This is a genomic window from Cryobacterium sp. TMT2-18-2 (assembly GCF_004402245.1).
Taxonomy (GTDB): domain Bacteria; phylum Actinomycetota; class Actinomycetes; order Actinomycetales; family Microbacteriaceae; genus Cryobacterium; species Cryobacterium sandaracinum.
In genome coordinates this window covers 37,561-52,865 of sequence record NZ_SOFU01000023.1, presented here as the reverse complement: position 1 = coordinate 52,865, position 15,305 = coordinate 37,561, and the positions used below count along the sequence as shown (strand labels likewise).

Below are 15,305 nucleotides of genomic sequence, written 5' to 3'. Positions count from 1 at the left end.
GGTCAGGAGCTCAGGCGGTTTAATGACAGAAAATTCTCTGCCCACGCGATCCAATCGCCCGGGAACAGAAACAAAGCGCAAGAAGCGCGGCGTTGCACTCTTTATACGTGACCTTCTGGTCATTTTCGTGGTGGCCCTGCTCATCTCGTTCCTGATCAAGACGTTCCTGGTGCGCTCGTTCTACATTCCCTCCGGGTCAATGGAGACCACCCTCCTAATCAACGACCGGATCATCGTGAACCAGCTCGAACCGAAGCTGATCCCGGTCGAACGCGGCGACGTCGTCGTGTTCCGGGATCCGGGCGGCTGGCTGCTGCCGCAGGCGCCCCTTGAGCAGAACGCCGTCATCGCCGCCGTGGACTGGGTCATGGCCGCGGTGGGGCTGTCGGCGCCGGACAGCAACGACCACCTGATCAAACGCGTCATCGGGCTGCCGGGCGACCACGTCACCTGCTGCAACCCGCTCGGCCAGATGAGCGTCAACGACGTGCCTCTGTCCGAACCCTATGTGTCTCTGCCGACCGGGGAGACGAGCGTTTCGCAGGACGACTTCGACATCGTCGTTCCGGACGGCTCGCTCTGGGTGATGGGTGACAACCGCTACAACTCCAAGGACTCCCGCTACAACACCGAGACCCCCGGCAAGGGGTTCGTGCCCATCGACAACGTTGTCGGGCGCGCCCTCGTGATCAGCTGGCCGACCGCGCGCTGGTCTTGGCTCGACGACTACTCGGAGGTCTTCCAGGGCGTCTCCACGGAGACGAGGTAGGGAATGGTCGTGGATCCGACCCTCGACGTCGAACGGGCGTTGCTGGCCGCCGGGGCGACCTGCGTGATCGGCGTCGACGAGGTCGGCCGCGGCGCCCTTGCCGGCCCGGTGGGGGTAGGTGTGGCCGTCGTCAACGCCTCAGCTCCGGCCTTCCCGGCCGGTTTGCGCGACTCAAAGATGCTCAGTGAACCCCGACGCGGGCTCCTCGCGCCGCTGGCCGTCGCCTGGGCGCTGCACTCAGCGGTCGGCCTCGCGACGCCGCTGGAGGTCGACCAACGGGGCATCATCGCTGCGCTCGGCCTCGCCGGCAAGCGGGCCCTCGCGCAGTTGTTCGCGGCCGGGGTCGACATCACCGGCGCCGTGGTGCTCCTGGACGGCAACGACGACTGGCTGAACAGGGCACTGAGCACTCCGCTCAACGTGGTGACCCGTGTGCGGGCCGACCAGGACTGCGCATCGGTGGCCGCGGCATCCGTGATCGCGAAGGTGCACCGCGACGCTCTGATGATCGAGGCGGATGCCGCGACGCCCGGCTACGAGTGGGCCGGCAACAAGGGCTACGGCAGCCCCGCCCACATGGCGGCGATCGCCCTGCTCGGACCCACCCTGCTGCATCGCAAATCCTGGCTGAAGATCACAGCGTAGGATTGAGGAACCATGGAAGAAGATGAATTCGAGGACTACGACCGCGAGGTCGAGCTGGCCCTGTACCGCGAGTACCGAGACGTTGTGGGGCAGTTTCAGTACGTCGTGGAGACCGAACGACGCTTCTACCTCGCGAACGAGGTCGAACTGGTGCGCCGTGACACGGAGCACGATTTCTACTTCGAATTGACCATGAAAGATGTCTGGGTCTGGGACGTCTACCGTTCCGACCGGTTCGTGAAGTCGGTGCGGGTGCTGACCTTCAAAGACGTCAACGTCGAGGAACTCGCGTCCAAGGAGTTCGAACTGCCGAAGGAACTCGCGCTCGACGAGTAGCACAACGAAGACTCAGGCCGGGGGCCTGCACACTCGGCGCAACGATGCGGTCGAGAACGAAGGGTATGTCTTTTGCTGCAGGAATCTGATCGCGCTCTGGCCTCGTGGATCAACCGGGAGGCACTCGCTGAAGAGATGATCCCCTTGATCGGCCGTCTGTATCGGGAAAATCACGTCGTCACGAGCGTGCACGGCCGGGGACTGGTCAACCAGTCGGTGATCGGACTGCTCAAGGCGCACCGCTTCGCGCGGCACATCGACGATGTGGAACTGCCCCTGGAGGAGACCCTGCCGCTGCTGCAGACCCTCAGCACCCTCCGGCTCGGGACCGCGTCGATCGACCTCGGCCGGCTGGCCATGGCCTACAAGCTGGAGGGCGCCGGGCGCGGCCGGGAGGAATTCCTCCGGGCCGAGCTGGCGGATGTCGTCGACCGGCAGGGTGACTTCGTCACCGCGGGCACGGATGTCGTGCTGTACGGCTTCGGCCGGATCGGACGTCTCCTCGCGCGCATCCTGATCGACCACGCCGGCGGGGGACAGGGTTTGCGCCTGCGGGCCATCGTGGTGCGCCGCGGGTCGGACAACGACATCGTCAAGCGGGCGAGCCTGCTGCGCCGCGACTCGGTGCACGGACCATTCGAGGGCACCATCACCGTCGACCCGGTGGGCAACACGATCCTCGCCAACGGCACGCTGATCCAGGTCATCTACTCGAGCGACCCGGCCACCGTCGACTACACCCGATACGGCATCCAGAACGCTGTCGTGGTCGACAACACGGGGCGCTGGCGCGACGCCGACGGACTCCGCCAGCACCTGGCCTGCCCGGGTGTCGCCCGGGTGCTGCTCACGGCGCCGGGCAAGGGCGCGCTGAAGAACATCGTGCACGGCATCAACCATGACGCCATCACCGCGGACGACACCATCATCACGGCGGCATCCTGCACCACCAACGCGATCACGCCCGTGCTCAAGGCCGTGAACGACCGCTTCGGTATCCGGGAAGGCCATGTGGAGACGGTGCACTCGTTCACCAACGACCAGAACCTGATCGACAACTTCCATTCGGGCGACCGCCGCGGGCGCAGCGCCGCCCTGAACATGGTGATCACCGAGACAGGGGCCGCGAAGGCCGTCGCCAAGGCGCTGCCCGAGCTGGCCGGCAAGCTCACCGGCAACGCCATCCGGGTGCCCACGCCCGACGTGTCGATGGCGATCCTCAACCTCACCCTCACGCAGGGCACCACCAAGGACGAGCTCAACACCTACCTGCGCACCATGTCGCTGCACTCCGAGCTGCACAAGCAGATCGACTACATCGACTCGCCCGAGGTGGTCTCCAGTGACTTCCTCGGCTCTCGCCGGGCCGGCATCGTCGACGGTCTGGCTACCATCTGCACCGACACGAAGGCCGTGCTGTACGTCTGGTACGACAACGAATACGGGTACAGCTGCCAGGTCATCCGGGTGCTGGAGGAGATGGCGGGCGTGCATCCTCCGGTGTTCCCGAAGGTGTTGATCGAGCCGGTCGCCCTGGTCTGAGTCACTCTGGTCTGAGTGACTCTGGTCTGGGTCACTCTGGACGGAGTCACCGAGCGGCGTTGGCCCGGGTTCGGGTCAGCGCGGCCGGGGCTCGCAGATCACGACCGGGATATCACGGCCGGTTTTCTGCTGGTAGCCGTCGTAACCCCGATAGGCCGCCACGATCTGCGGCCACAGCTCGGCTTTCTCCGCGGGGGACGCCGTTCGCGCCCGCAGCTTCAGGGTGGTGCCGCGCACGGTCAGTTCGACGTCGGGGTTCGCGACCAGGTTGAGATACCACTGAGGGTGGCGGTCGTCGCCGCCCTTCGAGGCGATCAGCACGAAGCGCTGGTGCCCGTGCACGGGCGCGGTGAGCATGGTTGTGCGACGCTTGCCGCTGGAGCGGCCGATGGTGTGCAGTTCGACCGCCGGCATCGACCCGAACGAGGCGAGCAGGCGCCCGCCGGAGGCCGTTAGTACCGCGCGGTGCAGCACGCTCATCGTCTTCATCTGCAGATCCGTCAGCCGATTACGCAGTCCCATGCCTCCAGCCTACGAGGTGAACAGGGGCGACCGACGGATGTCCCGGCGTCTTCTCCCCCGCTACAGCGGCAGTGCCCCGGCAATGTCCACTAGCGCGGCCTCCAGGTTGACGTCCCAGGTCTCCAGCAGCGCGAACAGCACGCCGTAGCCCGCATAGGCGGTGACCGGGATCAGCAGCAGCCACTCCCGCAGGGAGCCGGCGTTGCCCAGCACCGGCACGGACAGGTAGCCGCCCGATGACCACAGATTCTCGAGCACCGGTACCCGGCGCCACCATCTGGGCGGTTTCGGGATCCACGGCCAGAACAGGGGCAGCCCGCCGGTGGTGAGCAGGTCGCCCAGCAGGTGCACGCCGTAGCCCAGTGTGAAGCAGATCACGAACCACGAGTGCTGCTCCGGGGCGAAAACGGCGATGAAGGCCGCCACGGCGAAGCCGATCGCCCACGCCAGCCCCCACGACTGCTTCGAGAGGCCGAGCACCTTGGCCGCAAACGCGATCGCCGCGGCGCTCATCAGGGCCGGGCCGACGCGCACCGGTTCCGTGGCCCAGACGGGCTCCCAGAGCACGAGACCGATCACGGTGGCGAGCAGCCACGCCGAGAACAGGCCGAGCAGGCTGTGCAGGCCGTGCCGGTGCCCGCCGGAGGCCCGGGAGATCCCCGTGGTGACGAGCCGGCCGAGCACGGGGACGGATTGCGAGATGGTGGCCGAGTTGTGGTCGGCGTCGGCGAGGAGGGCCGCCCCGGCGCAGAGCAGCGAGCCGGCGATCGTTCCGACGGGCGTCACGGGGAAGAGCCCGAGACCGTGCCCGGCGGTCGCCGTGACGGCGATCCAGGCGGCGGCGCCGGTCATGGCATGGTGTGCACCCATCATGAGAGGGGGTCCTAACTGGTCCAGGTCTGATTCAGGCCGTCGGGGGCAGGCCGAGCCTCGATTGGGCCGGTTCACCAGGGCCGGTTCAACTGTAGGTGGCTTCCGCTCCCCGCCCGTGCCGGCCGGCACTAGCGTGGGGGCATGAGCACACCGGTTCCGTCCGCGCCCGCCCCGGCATCCGTCGTTGTCAGCGTCGCGGTATCCGTCGTCGTGGAGCAGGCGCTGGCCCTGGCCCCGCTGATCGACGGCCACAACGACTGGGCGTGGGAGTGCCGGCAGAGCCGCGACTGCTCCGTGGAGGGTCTCGGGGGCGGTCTGTCCACCGACACCGACATCGCCAGGCTGCGGGCAGGGCAGGTCGGGGCGCAGTTCTGGTCGGTCTACGTCAGCGACGACCACACAGGCGCCGACGCCGTGCAGGGCACGCTTGAGCAGATCGACTGGGTCTACCGCCTCGCCGCACGCTACCCTCACGACTTCGGCATCGCGCGCAGTGCCGCCGACGTGGAGGCCGCCCGCGCGACCGGGCGCATCGCCTCCCTGCTCGGCGCCGAGGGCGGACACAGCCTCAACGACTCACCGGCCGCGCTGCGCATGTTCGCCCGGCTGGGCGTGCGCTACCTCACCCTCACCCACGTGCACAACACGACGTGGGCCGACTCGGCCACCGATGAACCCGAGCACGGTGGCCTTACACCCCGCGGCGTCGACTACGTGCACGAACTGAACCGGCTGGGCATGCTGGTCGACCTCTCGCACGTCTCCCCGGCCACGGCGCACGCGGCGTTGGACGCGTCCGACTCGCCCGTCATCTTCAGTCACAGCTCCTGCCGGGCCCTCAGCGACCACCCCCGCAATGTGCCCGACGACGTGCTGCGCCGCCTGGCCGTCAACGGCGGGGTGCTCATGCTCACCTTCGTGCCGCAATTCCTGTCCGAGGACTACTCGGTCTGGTCCGAGGGCGACCGGGACGGGCCGGCGCCCGTCGTGACGCTGACGGATGTCGCGGACCACGTCGAACACGCCCGCCGCGTCGCCGGGATGGCCCACATCGGCCTCGGAGGCGACTTCGACGGCACCGACGAGTTCCCCGCCGGCCTCGAAGGCGTCGACGGTTACCCCGCGCTGCTGTCCGAGCTGGCCCGGCGCGACTGGCCGGCCGCCGACCTCGCGGCCCTTGCCGGCGCCAACGTGCTGCGGGTGTTGCGCGAGACGGATGCCGCGTTCGCGGCCGCCGGACACGCGGCATCCGGCTCCTCGGTGCCTAGGTTGGTGCGCTGAGCATGCCGGGCCGGCGTGTTCCGCCAACCCGGCCGGCGCCCGGCTCCGAATCAGTGTCATGACCCCTCGACGACGCCCTGCCCTCCGGATCACCGTGTGGATCGCCGCCGCCGCCGTGCTGCTCGCGGGGGCGGTGGCCCTGGCAATGCTCGCCCAGAGCGGCGTCCAGGGCCGCGGCCTGGGCGAGGTGGACTCGGGCCCCGCGGCCCGCGGCCCCGGCGAGACCGTGGTTGCCTTCTACGGTGACTCCTACACGCGCGGCACCGGCGGCTCATCCGCGGACAAACGTTGGTCGACCATCGTCTCGGCCGAGCGCGACTGGACCGAGGTCAACCCGAGCCGCAACGGCCTCGGCTTCGTGAACCAGCGGCGGGGGGATGATCTGATCGACCAGGTCATCGCTGCCCGGCCGGACATCGTGATCAGCACCATGGGGCTCAACGACAACTTCTCGATGCCGTCCCGCGCCGACGAGATCGAGGCGGCGATCACCCGCGACTTCGAGACGATCCGGGTGGCCCTGCCAGAGGCGCGCCTCATCGTCGTGGAGCCGTTCTGGTACACCGAGGAGCGCCCGGACTCCGTGGAGCAGATCATCGGCTGGGTTCAGGCGGCCGCGCTCGGCGCCGACGCAGACTACATCTCCGGCGCCTCCCACTGGCTCGACGGGCACCCCGAGTGGATGGCCGACGACGGCCTGCACCCCAACGACGCCGGCTACGCCGCCCTCGCCGAGCGGATGGACGCGGAGCTCGCCGCACTGGGGCTGTAGCGGAGGGAATCCTGATCGTTTAGTTGTGTCGCTCCCGGAACGGCAGAGCTGATTGCACCGCGTGGACGCAGCACTGAACAGCACAGACGGACCGCGGGCCGGCGTCGAATGCGTTCGGGACGGTGGTGCTGGAGGCGGGCCGGGGGTGGTCCTCCCCAGACGAGGCCGCGCCGCCGACCGCACAGCTTGTCGACCCCGGGAGTGCCGGGAGTTCCTACCCGGCACGCTGGGGGCGGAGGTGCTCGTGGCACGCAAAGACGAACTGGGCAGACAGGGCGAGGAGTGCGCCGCCCTCTTCCTCGCCGCCGCCGGCTACCGGGTCGTGGAGCGCAACTGGCGCTGCGGGCAGGGTGAGATCGATCTGGTCGCCGAGCTCGGGGGAGAGGTCGTCTTCGTCGAGGTGAAGACGCGTTCGGGAACCCGCTTCGGGCATCCGTTCGAGGCCATCACGGTCGCCAAGCTCACCCGGCTGCGTCGCCTCGCGGCGGCGTGGTGCGAACAGGCGGATGCCCGGCCCGCCCGCATCCGTGTCGACGCCATCGCCGTGATCATCCGTCCCGGCACCGAGCCCGTGATCGAGCACCTGACGGGGGTGTTCTGATGGGGCTCGCCCGCACGCATGCGGTGGCCCTGGTCGGGTTGACCGGGGCACTGGTCGAGGTGGAGGCCGACATCTCCGGGCAGCTGCCGGGCATCATCCTGATCGGGCTGCCCGATGCGGCCCTGTCGGAGGCCACCGAGCGGGTGCGGGCGGCGGCGAAGAACTCGGGCTGTCCGCTCACCCGCAACAAGCTCACCATCAACCTCTCCCCGGCGTCGTTGCCGAAGCACGGGTCGGGCTTCGACCTGGCCATCGCGCTGGCCTGCCTCGGGGCCGACCAGGTGGTCTCGGCCGCGTCGGTGGGCCGGGTAGTGCACATCGGCGAGCTGGCCCTCGACGGGCGGCTGCGGCCGACGCCGGGCATGCTCCCGGCTGTGATCGCGGCCTCCCGGCTTGGCCACGGCACGGTGATGGTGCCAGCCGGCAACGTCGATGAGGCGTCCCTCGTGCCGGGCGTGCGGGTGATCGGTGTCGCCTCCCTGCGGGACGCCGCGATCTGGCACGGCGCCGAACTCGAACCGATCCCGGTTGACCCCATCCTCGTTTCCGGCGACGCCGCGGCGGAGACGGCCGAACCCGACCTGGTCGACATCATCGGTAATGACGACGCGATCCTGGCGTTGCAGATCGCGGCGGCCGGCGGTCACCACGTGTTCATGGTGGGGCCGCCCGGCGCCGGCAAGACCATGCTGGCGGCCCGGCTGCCCGGGCTGCTGCCCGACCTCGACGCTGAGGCCTCCCTCGAGGTCAGCTCTATGCGGTCGCTCAGCGGCTGCGCCGTCGGGCGCGCCCTGATCACCCGCCCGCCGCTTGAGGCCCCGCACCACACGGCGACGGCGGCGGCCATGGTCGGCGGCGGCAGCGGGCAGATCCGGCCGGGCGCGGCGGCGCGCGCCTCGCACGGGGTGCTCTTCCTCGATGAGGCTCCCGAATTCGCCTCGGCGGTGCTGGACGCGCTCCGGCAGCCGCTGGAATCCGGGGTGATCAGCATTCACCGCGCCAACGCGGTCGCCCACTTCCCGGCCCGCTTCCAGCTGGTGATGGCGGCCAACCCGTGCCCCTGCGGGCAGTACGGCGCCCCTGACCTGAACTGCACCTGCCCGCCGAGCTCCCGGCGACGCTACTTGGCGCGCATTTCGGGACCGCTGCTGGACCGCATCGACATTCAGCTGCGAGTGCAGCGCATCACTGCCGCCCAGCTGCGGCTGGCCACTGAGACGCCCCGACTGGTGAGCGCCGTTGCCCGCGGACGGGTGATCGAGGCCCGAGCCGCCGCGGCCCAGCGCCTCGCCGGCACGCCGTGGACGCTGAACTCCGATGTGCCCGGCCCCTGGCTGCGCGGTTCCCAGGCCCGGCTGGGCAGAGCGGCCACGGCCATCCTTGACCGGGCGCTTGAACGCGGAGGCATCACCATGCGCGGATATGACCGTGTACTGCGGGTGGCCTGGTCCATCGCCGACCTCGAGGGCGTGTCCCGGCCCGGCATCGAACAGGTAGGGCAGGCCTTGTATCTGCGGAAGGGAATGACGTCATGATGCTGTTTGGGCTGGAGGAATCCACGGTGGTTGCGCTGACCGGGGGCGTGCGGTCAACCGTCGGGTCTGGCCCGGCGGATGCCGCGGCCGCCGCCGATGTGTTCGCGCGCGCCGCGTGGACCGGTATCTCGGAGCCGGGCGACGGCGCCGCCGGACTGCTCGTGCAGGGACTGGGGGCTGGGCCCGCACTCACTGCCGTCCTCGACCTGTGGACCGGGGCCCGGCTCGCGGGCGCGCTGGCCGCAACAGGGTTACCACTGACCGACGACCTGCAGGCCCTACTGGAGCTGGCCCTGCAACGCTGGCGGCCGCGATTATCCTCGGCCGAGGTGATCCGTTCCCTGCAGCAGGCGGCACGCGCGTCCGCCGGGCTCCTGGTGCCCACCGATGCACATTGGCCGAGCGGCGTCGACGACCTGGCAGTCCACGCGCCGATCGCACTCTGGTGGCGGGGCATCCCGACCGCTCTGACGGCGCTGTCCAACTCGATCGCCCTGGTGGGTGCCCGCGCGGCCACCGGCTACGGCGAGCATGTGACGATGGAGGCCTCGGCCGGGCTCGTCGACCGCGGCTTTCTCATTGTCTCCGGGGCGGCGTACGGCATTGACGGTATGGCGCACCGGGCGGCACTGGCCAGCTCGGGGCTGACCGTCGCGTTCCTCGCCGGGGGAGTGGACCGCTTCTATCCGAGCGGCCACGACGCCCTGCTGAGCCGCATCGCCACGATGGGGGCGATCATTTCCGAACTGCCCTGCGGGGCCGCGCCCACCAAATGGAGGTTCCTGCAACGCAACCGGTTGATCGCCGCCGCCAGCGCGGCCACGGTCGTGCTCGAGGCCGGCTGGCGCTCGGGTTCGCTCAACACGGCCGGGCATGCCGCCGCTCTCGGCCGGCCGCTCGGGGCCGTTCCGGGCCCGGTGACCTCGCCGACGTCGGCCGGCTGTCATCGGCTGATCCGCGAGTATGACGCCGTCTGCGTCAGCACAGCCGCGGAGATGGCCGAACTGGTGGGCGAACGGATGCTGAGCCTCACCCTCGACCTGCCGCCAGCCGACGGAGACACGGCCGGGTTCGGCGGCCGCACGAGCGAGCAGGTGCGCGTGTTCGACGCTCTGAGCACGCGGGCGGCGCGCAGCGTGACCGACATCGCCCGCCGGGCCGGACTGTCGATGTCAGCGGTGCAGGGGTCCCTCGGCGCCCTCGATCTGGAGGGAGTGGTTCGGGAGAAAGAGACCGGCTGGGTGCGCGGCCGGTAACGGTTCGCCGTTCACCCCCACTGGTCGTCCCCCGTCCTGTCGACGTTTCAGCACATCGACCGTGGCTCCGTCGTTGTCATCCATGATCACTGCAAGACTCCTGATCACTGGACGATCGTGACGATGACGGAGGCGCTCACAAGCCCCGGAGCTTCCGCCCTGAACGTGTACAGGCCCGATTGATTGCCTTGGTAACTGACCTGGCAGTCACTGAACGTAGCAACACCGTTGAGAGAAGTCCCGGTTGTCGCCGCGCACAACAGCGTGCCGGCTCTGTTGGGAGGCGGACTCGCAGAGAGCGTGACGCTTACAGCGACGTTCGCTGTGTTGCCGAAGGCATCCTGGATCGTGATTTCCGGCTGAGGCACGAAGGGGGCGTTCCTCTAGTAGCTCTTCTGAGGGAATGTTCCGGTGAAAGCGAGTTTGGACGCGGCCCCGGCCGAGATCATGATGGTGTTGCTCGCGGCCGTGATGGAGCCTGCCACGGCGGCCGTCAGTGTGTAGGCGACGGCCTTGTCGATCCGTCAACCGGTGAAGGTCGTGACGCCGGCGGTGCTGGCGGAAGCACACGCGAACAGGGTGACCTCGACGGGTGCATTGGTGAGGCTCAATGTCACGGCGGCGGTGCTGTTCGTGACGGTGTTGCCACCGGCATCCTGCACCGTGACAACCGGTTGGGTGAAGAAGGCACTCTGACTGATGGCAGTGCTAGTCGGGAAGGCGATGGCTAGTTTTGCTACGGAGCCGACCAAAATGGTGATGCTGCCGGGTTTGTCGATCCGGCAACCGGTGAAGGCCGCGACACCGGACGCGGCCGCGAGCGGGTTGCCCGAGGTGCTGGACAACGCGGCGCCTGCCTGAGTCGTGAAGCTGATGGGGGCAGTGCTGGTGGTGACGGTGTTTCCGAACGCATCCTGCACGGCAATGACAGGTTGGGTTGAGAACGGGGTTCCGCCGCTACTGCTATTGGCGGGCTGTGCGGTGAAAGCGAGTCTCTGAGCGGGCCCGGCAGTGACGTTGATGCCGTTGCTCGTGGCGTCGGCGAGCCCGGCCGATGTGGCGGTGAGCGTGTAGCTGCCGGCCGTGTCGATCTGGCAGCCGGCGAAGGCGGCGAAGCCCGAGACGGCGGCCCGGGTGTTCGCGGCGCAGGTCAGGATGGCCCCGGCGGGTGAGGTGAGGCCGAGGCTGATCGTTGCGGTGCTGCCGGTGATGGTGTTTCCGCCGGCGTCCTGAACGGTGACAACCGGTTGGACGGGCGCGGCGAACGTGGACTGGCTGGTGGCGGAGAAATCAACGGCAGGTTGAGTGAAGGACAGGTTCTTCACGGAGCCCACGGAAACGGTCAGGGCGGTGGTCGTGGCGGCGGTCAGGGCGCCGGAGGCCGCGGTGAGCGTCTAGGTGCCGGCCCTGTCGACGGCGCAGCCGGTGAAGACCGCGACACCGGATGCTGCCGCCAGCGGGTTGGTTGGGTGCGTGAGCCTGGCACCGCCGGGCGTCGTGATGCTGAGGGTTATGGGGGCGTTGCTGACGGTGACGGTATTTCCGAACGCGTCCAGCACCGTGACCACAGTCTGGGTGGGGACCATCCCGCCGGTGCTGTTGGAAGGTTGCGTTGCGAACACGAGCTGCGTGGCGCTGCCGGCGGCGATGGTGATACTGCCGCTTGTGGCGGCGGTGAGCCCGTTCGCGGTCGCGGTGAGTGTGTACGTGCCGGCCTTGTCGAACTGGCAGCCGGAGAAGACCGCGATGCCGGATCCGGCTGGCAGCGGATTCTGGTCGCAGGTGAGGTTCGCTCCGGCGGGCGACCCGGTGATTGCCAGGGTGACCGGGCTGGTACTGGTCGGCACGGTCTCTCCGGCGGCATTCTGGATCGCGACGCTGGGCTGGGCTGTGAAGACGGTACCGCTGGTCGCGTCGGACGGTTGGGCCTGGAACGCGACGTTCGTCGGATTCGAGACCGTCACGCTGCCACTGGGGGCGCTCGCCGCGGTCCAGCCGTTGTAGACGGCGGTGACCATGTAGGTATAGTCGCCGGTCAGAACGAGCAGGTCCTCGCAAAACGCGGTGGCCACGGTGATGGTCGGGCTGGTGCCGCAGGCCGGGGTCGCCGTGCCGGTGCCGGTCTCGGTGCGGGTGGCGTAGTAGCCGGTCGGCGCGGGCGTGCCGACGGATGCCGTCCAGCGCAGGCTCACGGTGCCGGCGCTCGTCGCGGGAACGATTACTTCGGTCGGCGGAAGAAGCGTGCCGAGGGCTGCCGAGCCGGAGCCGAGCCCGGGGGCGGTGTAATACGCGGAGGCGCCACCGGTGACGGACACGACCAACACGGCAAGGGTCACGGCGGCGGTGAGGCCGAAGAGTGAGAGGCGGGTGTTTCCGGATGCGGAACGGTGGGGACGGAGGGAAGTCACGTCAACCTCTCACAGCTGTCGAACGAGCAAGAATATTCAAGGACTCAGATATACCAAAATGAAAATCGCACAGGGGGGCAGGCCCGAAGGGAGCCTGTCCACCTGTGATCGAGCTAGTTGGACGTGAGCGTCAGCGTGACGGTGGCGCCCTTCCAGGCGTCCTGGTCGTCAGGGGCGTCAAGGAACTCGAGCGTCGATGTTCCCGTGATGGTCACATCGACGGCGGTCTGGTTCCTGGGCGTGCGCATCACGCGCGTGTCGGAGACGACGGACGGGGCGATCGTGAAGTTGTCGGCGAAGACACACCCCGGGGCGTCGGTGGTGCCGGTCTGGGAGATGGTTGCGACCTTGAGGCTGGACGTGCCCGTATTTTTTGCGGAGTACGTGACCGGCACGGAGGCGCCCGGGGTCAGACTGTCGGCCAGGTGGGCGCTCAGCGCCAGCGTGCCGTTGGACTTGGCGTTGGCCGCCGCACCGGTGCCGGAGCCGGTCGTCGACCAGTAGGCGTACGCTCCGCCTCCGCCGACCAGGAGCATCGCGGCCGCGACGAGCGCGATGCTCCTCACCCGCAGCTGCTTGGCGGTGCCGGCGGTTGCCTGGGGTGTGGTCTTTTCGGTCATGTGATGCCCTTCTATCGATCTCGGGTCTCGACAGTCCTCATCTGTGAGGACACGTGCTGAAAGCGAGGGCGGTCTCGTGTGCGCCGTTGGGCCGGATGCGCCTCCAGAACGGGACTCCGGGTACCCCCAATAGTGAGCTCGCGCGATTCCCGCCGAAGGGTGAATTGGCGCGACGACAGGCCGACGTCGGGGGCAGGCCGTAGTCTGGGCGGCACCCACGAAAGGTGAGTCATGTCAGTCGTGCAACTGGGCCAATACCCTCCAGCCACCCACCTCATCGCGCATATCAGCGACACCCACTTCCTCGGCGGAGGCCGAGCGCTCTACGGCGCGGTCGACACCGACACCACCGTGTACCAGGCGATGGCGCAGTTGGAGCGGTCCGGCCTTCGGCCCGACGCGCTGCTCTTCACCGGTGACATCGCGGACCGCGGTGAAGCCGCTGCGTACCGCCGGGTGCGTGACATCGTCGAGGCCGCGGCCGAACGGATGGGCGCGCCCGTCATCTGGGTGATGGGGAACCACGACAAGCGCGAGGCCTTCCGCACCGAGCTGCTCCGGGAAAAAGCATCCTCGGCGCCGATCGACCGGGTCTTCGACATCGGGGGAGTGCGCATCATCGCACTGGACACGAGTGTTCCGGGTTATCACCACGGCGACCTGTCCGGCGCGCAGTTGGCGTGGCTGGCCGAGGTGCTCAGCGAGTCTGCTCCGCACGGCTCCCTGCTGGCGCTTCATCATCCGCCGGTGCCGACGATGTTGCCGCTGATGTCCATTCTCGAGCTGCGGGGGCAGCCCCGACTGGCTGAGGTGGTGGCCGGCAGCGATATCCGGGCGATCCTGGGCGGACACCTGCACTACGCGACGACCGGACTCTTCGCGGGTATCCCGGTGTCGGTCGCCGCGGCGACCTGCTATACGATCGATCCGACCGCGCCGCAGGGGGCGCTCAGCGGTCTGCAGGGTGGGCAATCGATCAACCTCGTGCATGTCTACGACGACCAGATCGTGCACTCGCATGTGGCTCTCGGCGAGTTTCCGGCAGCGACCGGCTTCGACGCGGCCTTCCTCGACCGGATGAAGGCGCTCACGCCCGACGAGCGCACCGAGGCCTTCTCGCGGCAGGTCTGACCGAGGTGACTATGCCTGAGTCCGTTCGTGTACCACCGCCGGTTCCCGCGCCGGTGCACCTCCTCGATGCGTCTGTCGACGACTTCGTGGTCTACCTGGCCGTTGAGCGCGGCTTCTCCGTGCACACCGTGCGCGCCTACCGCACCGACCTGGCGGGACTGATCGCCTTCGCCGAAACCCGCAGCGTCATCGACCCGGCGGCGCTGAGCCTCGATCTGCTCCGCGATTGGCTGTGGGTCGGAACCCAGTCGGGGCTGGCGCGGGCGACCATTGCCCGGCGGTCGGCCTCCGCCCGCAGCTTCACGGCCTGGCTGGCACGCACCGGCGGCAGCGCAACCGACCCCGCCGTGCGGCTGCGCTCGCCGAAACCCGGCAGACCACTGCCCCGCGTGATCAACCACACCCAAATGCAGGAGCTACTCACCCACCTGGAACTTCGTGCCGCGGGTCCCGACCCGGCGGCGCTGCGCGACCTCGCGATAGTGGAACTGCTCTATGCGTCGGGGTTGCGGGTGTCGGAGCTCGTTGGCCTCGACGTCACCGACGTCGATCTGCACCGACTCACTGTGCGGGTCACCGGCAAGGGTTCCAAGGAACGCGTCGTTCCCTTCGGCGTGCCGGCCCAGCACGCGATCCTCGCCTATCTCGAACGGGGCCGCCCCCGGCTCGTTGAGACCGCAGCGCCCGCCGAGACCGCGGGCACCGCTGCCGAGACCGCGGGGACGTCGGTGGGCGCGCTGTTCCTCGGTGCGCGCCGCCAGCGCCTCGGCGTGCGGGCGGTCTACCGGCTGGTCGCCACTCTGCTCGCCGATGTGCCCGGCAATGGCCCGGCGGGCCCGCACGCCCTCCGCCACACGGCGGCCACCCACCTGCTCGACGGCGGAGCCGATCTCCGGGCCGTGCAGGAGCTGCTCGGCCACTCCAGCCTCGGCACCACCCAGATCTACACTCATGTCTCGGCCGAACGCCTCAAACAGAGCTACCGCACCGCGCACCCGCGCGCCTGACTCCCCG

Annotated in this window: 16 protein-coding genes; 11 read left to right on the top strand and 5 right to left on the bottom strand. The window is 68.9% G+C overall.

What is annotated here, in order from left to right; genetic code table 11:
- Positions 1 to 22 precede the first annotated feature (22 nt).
- From lepB to E3O22_RS07390, 4 genes are all read left to right on the top strand, one after another.
- The gene (gene lepB, locus E3O22_RS07405; protein WP_134396295.1) at positions 23 to 769 is read left to right on the top strand and encodes a signal peptidase I; all 747 of its coding nucleotides are present in this window, start codon (positions 23 to 25) and stop codon (positions 767 to 769) included.
- 3 nt (positions 770 to 772) lie between these two features.
- Positions 773 to 1,414 (top strand): ribonuclease HII, encoded by a 642-nt coding sequence (locus tag E3O22_RS07400; RefSeq protein ID WP_134396293.1) that lies wholly within the window; start codon positions 773 to 775, stop codon positions 1,412 to 1,414.
- Between the two features lie 12 nt (positions 1,415 to 1,426).
- Positions 1,427 to 1,750 (top strand): DUF2469 family protein, encoded by a 324-nt coding sequence (locus tag E3O22_RS07395; protein ID WP_066596196.1) that lies wholly within the window; start codon positions 1,427 to 1,429, stop codon positions 1,748 to 1,750.
- Positions 1,751 to 1,822: 72 nt separating this feature from the next.
- Entirely contained in the window at positions 1,823 to 3,292 is a 1,470-nt protein-coding gene (locus E3O22_RS07390; protein WP_134396291.1) for a glyceraldehyde-3-phosphate dehydrogenase, read from the top strand.
- 75 nt (positions 3,293 to 3,367) lie between these two features.
- Here the strand turns inward: E3O22_RS07390 and E3O22_RS07385 are convergent, their stop codons facing one another.
- Both E3O22_RS07385 and E3O22_RS07380 read right to left on the bottom strand, forming a co-directional pair.
- A complete protein-coding gene (locus E3O22_RS07385) occupies positions 3,368 to 3,814 on the bottom strand; it encodes a nitroreductase family deazaflavin-dependent oxidoreductase (protein ID WP_104103135.1) in 447 nt (148 codons plus the stop codon).
- A gap of 60 nt (positions 3,815 to 3,874) precedes the next feature.
- Positions 3,875 to 4,687: a metal-dependent hydrolase gene (locus E3O22_RS07380; protein ID WP_134396289.1), complete on the bottom strand. Its 813-nt coding sequence runs from the start codon at positions 4,685 to 4,687 to the stop codon at positions 3,875 to 3,877.
- Between the two features lie 141 nt (positions 4,688 to 4,828).
- On the opposite strand from E3O22_RS07380, the gene E3O22_RS07375 reads away from it, so the two are divergent.
- The 5 genes from E3O22_RS07375 (at position 4,829) to dprA (ending at position 10,132) form a co-directional block, all read left to right on the top strand.
- Positions 4,829 to 5,968, top strand: a complete 1,140-nt coding sequence (locus E3O22_RS07375; RefSeq protein ID WP_134396287.1) for a dipeptidase — start codon at positions 4,829 to 4,831, stop codon at positions 5,966 to 5,968.
- Positions 5,969 to 6,026: 58 nt separating this feature from the next.
- Positions 6,027 to 6,740 (top strand): SGNH/GDSL hydrolase family protein, encoded by a 714-nt coding sequence (locus tag E3O22_RS07370; protein ID WP_241976553.1) that lies wholly within the window; start codon positions 6,027 to 6,029, stop codon positions 6,738 to 6,740.
- A 244-nt stretch (positions 6,741 to 6,984) separates the two neighbouring features.
- Positions 6,985 to 7,341, top strand: coding sequence for a YraN family protein (locus E3O22_RS07365; RefSeq protein WP_134396285.1), 357 nt, complete (start codon positions 6,985 to 6,987; stop codon positions 7,339 to 7,341).
- Positions 7,341 to 8,876: a YifB family Mg chelatase-like AAA ATPase gene (locus E3O22_RS07360; protein ID WP_134396283.1), complete on the top strand. Its 1,536-nt coding sequence runs from the start codon at positions 7,341 to 7,343 to the stop codon at positions 8,874 to 8,876. Before E3O22_RS07365 ends, E3O22_RS07360 begins: the two co-directional genes overlap by 1 nt.
- Positions 8,873 to 10,132 (top strand): DNA-processing protein DprA, encoded by a 1,260-nt coding sequence (gene dprA / locus E3O22_RS07355; protein WP_134396282.1) that lies wholly within the window; start codon positions 8,873 to 8,875, stop codon positions 10,130 to 10,132. The genes E3O22_RS07360 and dprA overlap by 4 nt, the downstream gene beginning before the upstream one ends.
- A gap of 524 nt (positions 10,133 to 10,656) precedes the next feature.
- Here the strand turns inward: dprA and E3O22_RS07350 are convergent.
- The 3 genes from E3O22_RS07350 to E3O22_RS07340 all read right to left on the bottom strand — a co-directional run bounded on the left by E3O22_RS07350 (position 10,657) and on the right by E3O22_RS07340 (position 13,160).
- Entirely contained in the window at positions 10,657 to 11,457 is an 801-nt protein-coding gene (locus tag E3O22_RS07350; protein ID WP_134396280.1) for a hypothetical protein, read from the bottom strand.
- Between the two features lie 69 nt (positions 11,458 to 11,526).
- Complete coding sequence (locus tag E3O22_RS07345) at positions 11,527 to 12,540, bottom strand: hypothetical protein (RefSeq protein ID WP_134396278.1); 1,014 nt, start codon at positions 12,538 to 12,540, stop codon at positions 11,527 to 11,529.
- Between the two features lie 113 nt (positions 12,541 to 12,653).
- A complete protein-coding gene (locus E3O22_RS07340) occupies positions 12,654 to 13,160 on the bottom strand; it encodes a hypothetical protein (RefSeq protein WP_134396276.1) in 507 nt (168 codons plus the stop codon).
- A gap of 231 nt (positions 13,161 to 13,391) precedes the next feature.
- Between E3O22_RS07340 and E3O22_RS07335 the strand changes: the two genes are divergently transcribed.
- Both E3O22_RS07335 and E3O22_RS07330 read left to right on the top strand, forming a co-directional pair.
- The gene (locus E3O22_RS07335; protein WP_134396274.1) at positions 13,392 to 14,291 is read left to right on the top strand and encodes a phosphodiesterase; all 900 of its coding nucleotides are present in this window, start codon (positions 13,392 to 13,394) and stop codon (positions 14,289 to 14,291) included.
- An 11-nt stretch (positions 14,292 to 14,302) separates the two neighbouring features.
- On the top strand, positions 14,303 to 15,298 hold the full coding sequence (locus E3O22_RS07330; protein ID WP_134396273.1) for a tyrosine recombinase: 996 nt from the start codon (positions 14,303 to 14,305) through the stop codon (positions 15,296 to 15,298).
- Positions 15,299 to 15,305: the final 7 nt, after the last annotated feature.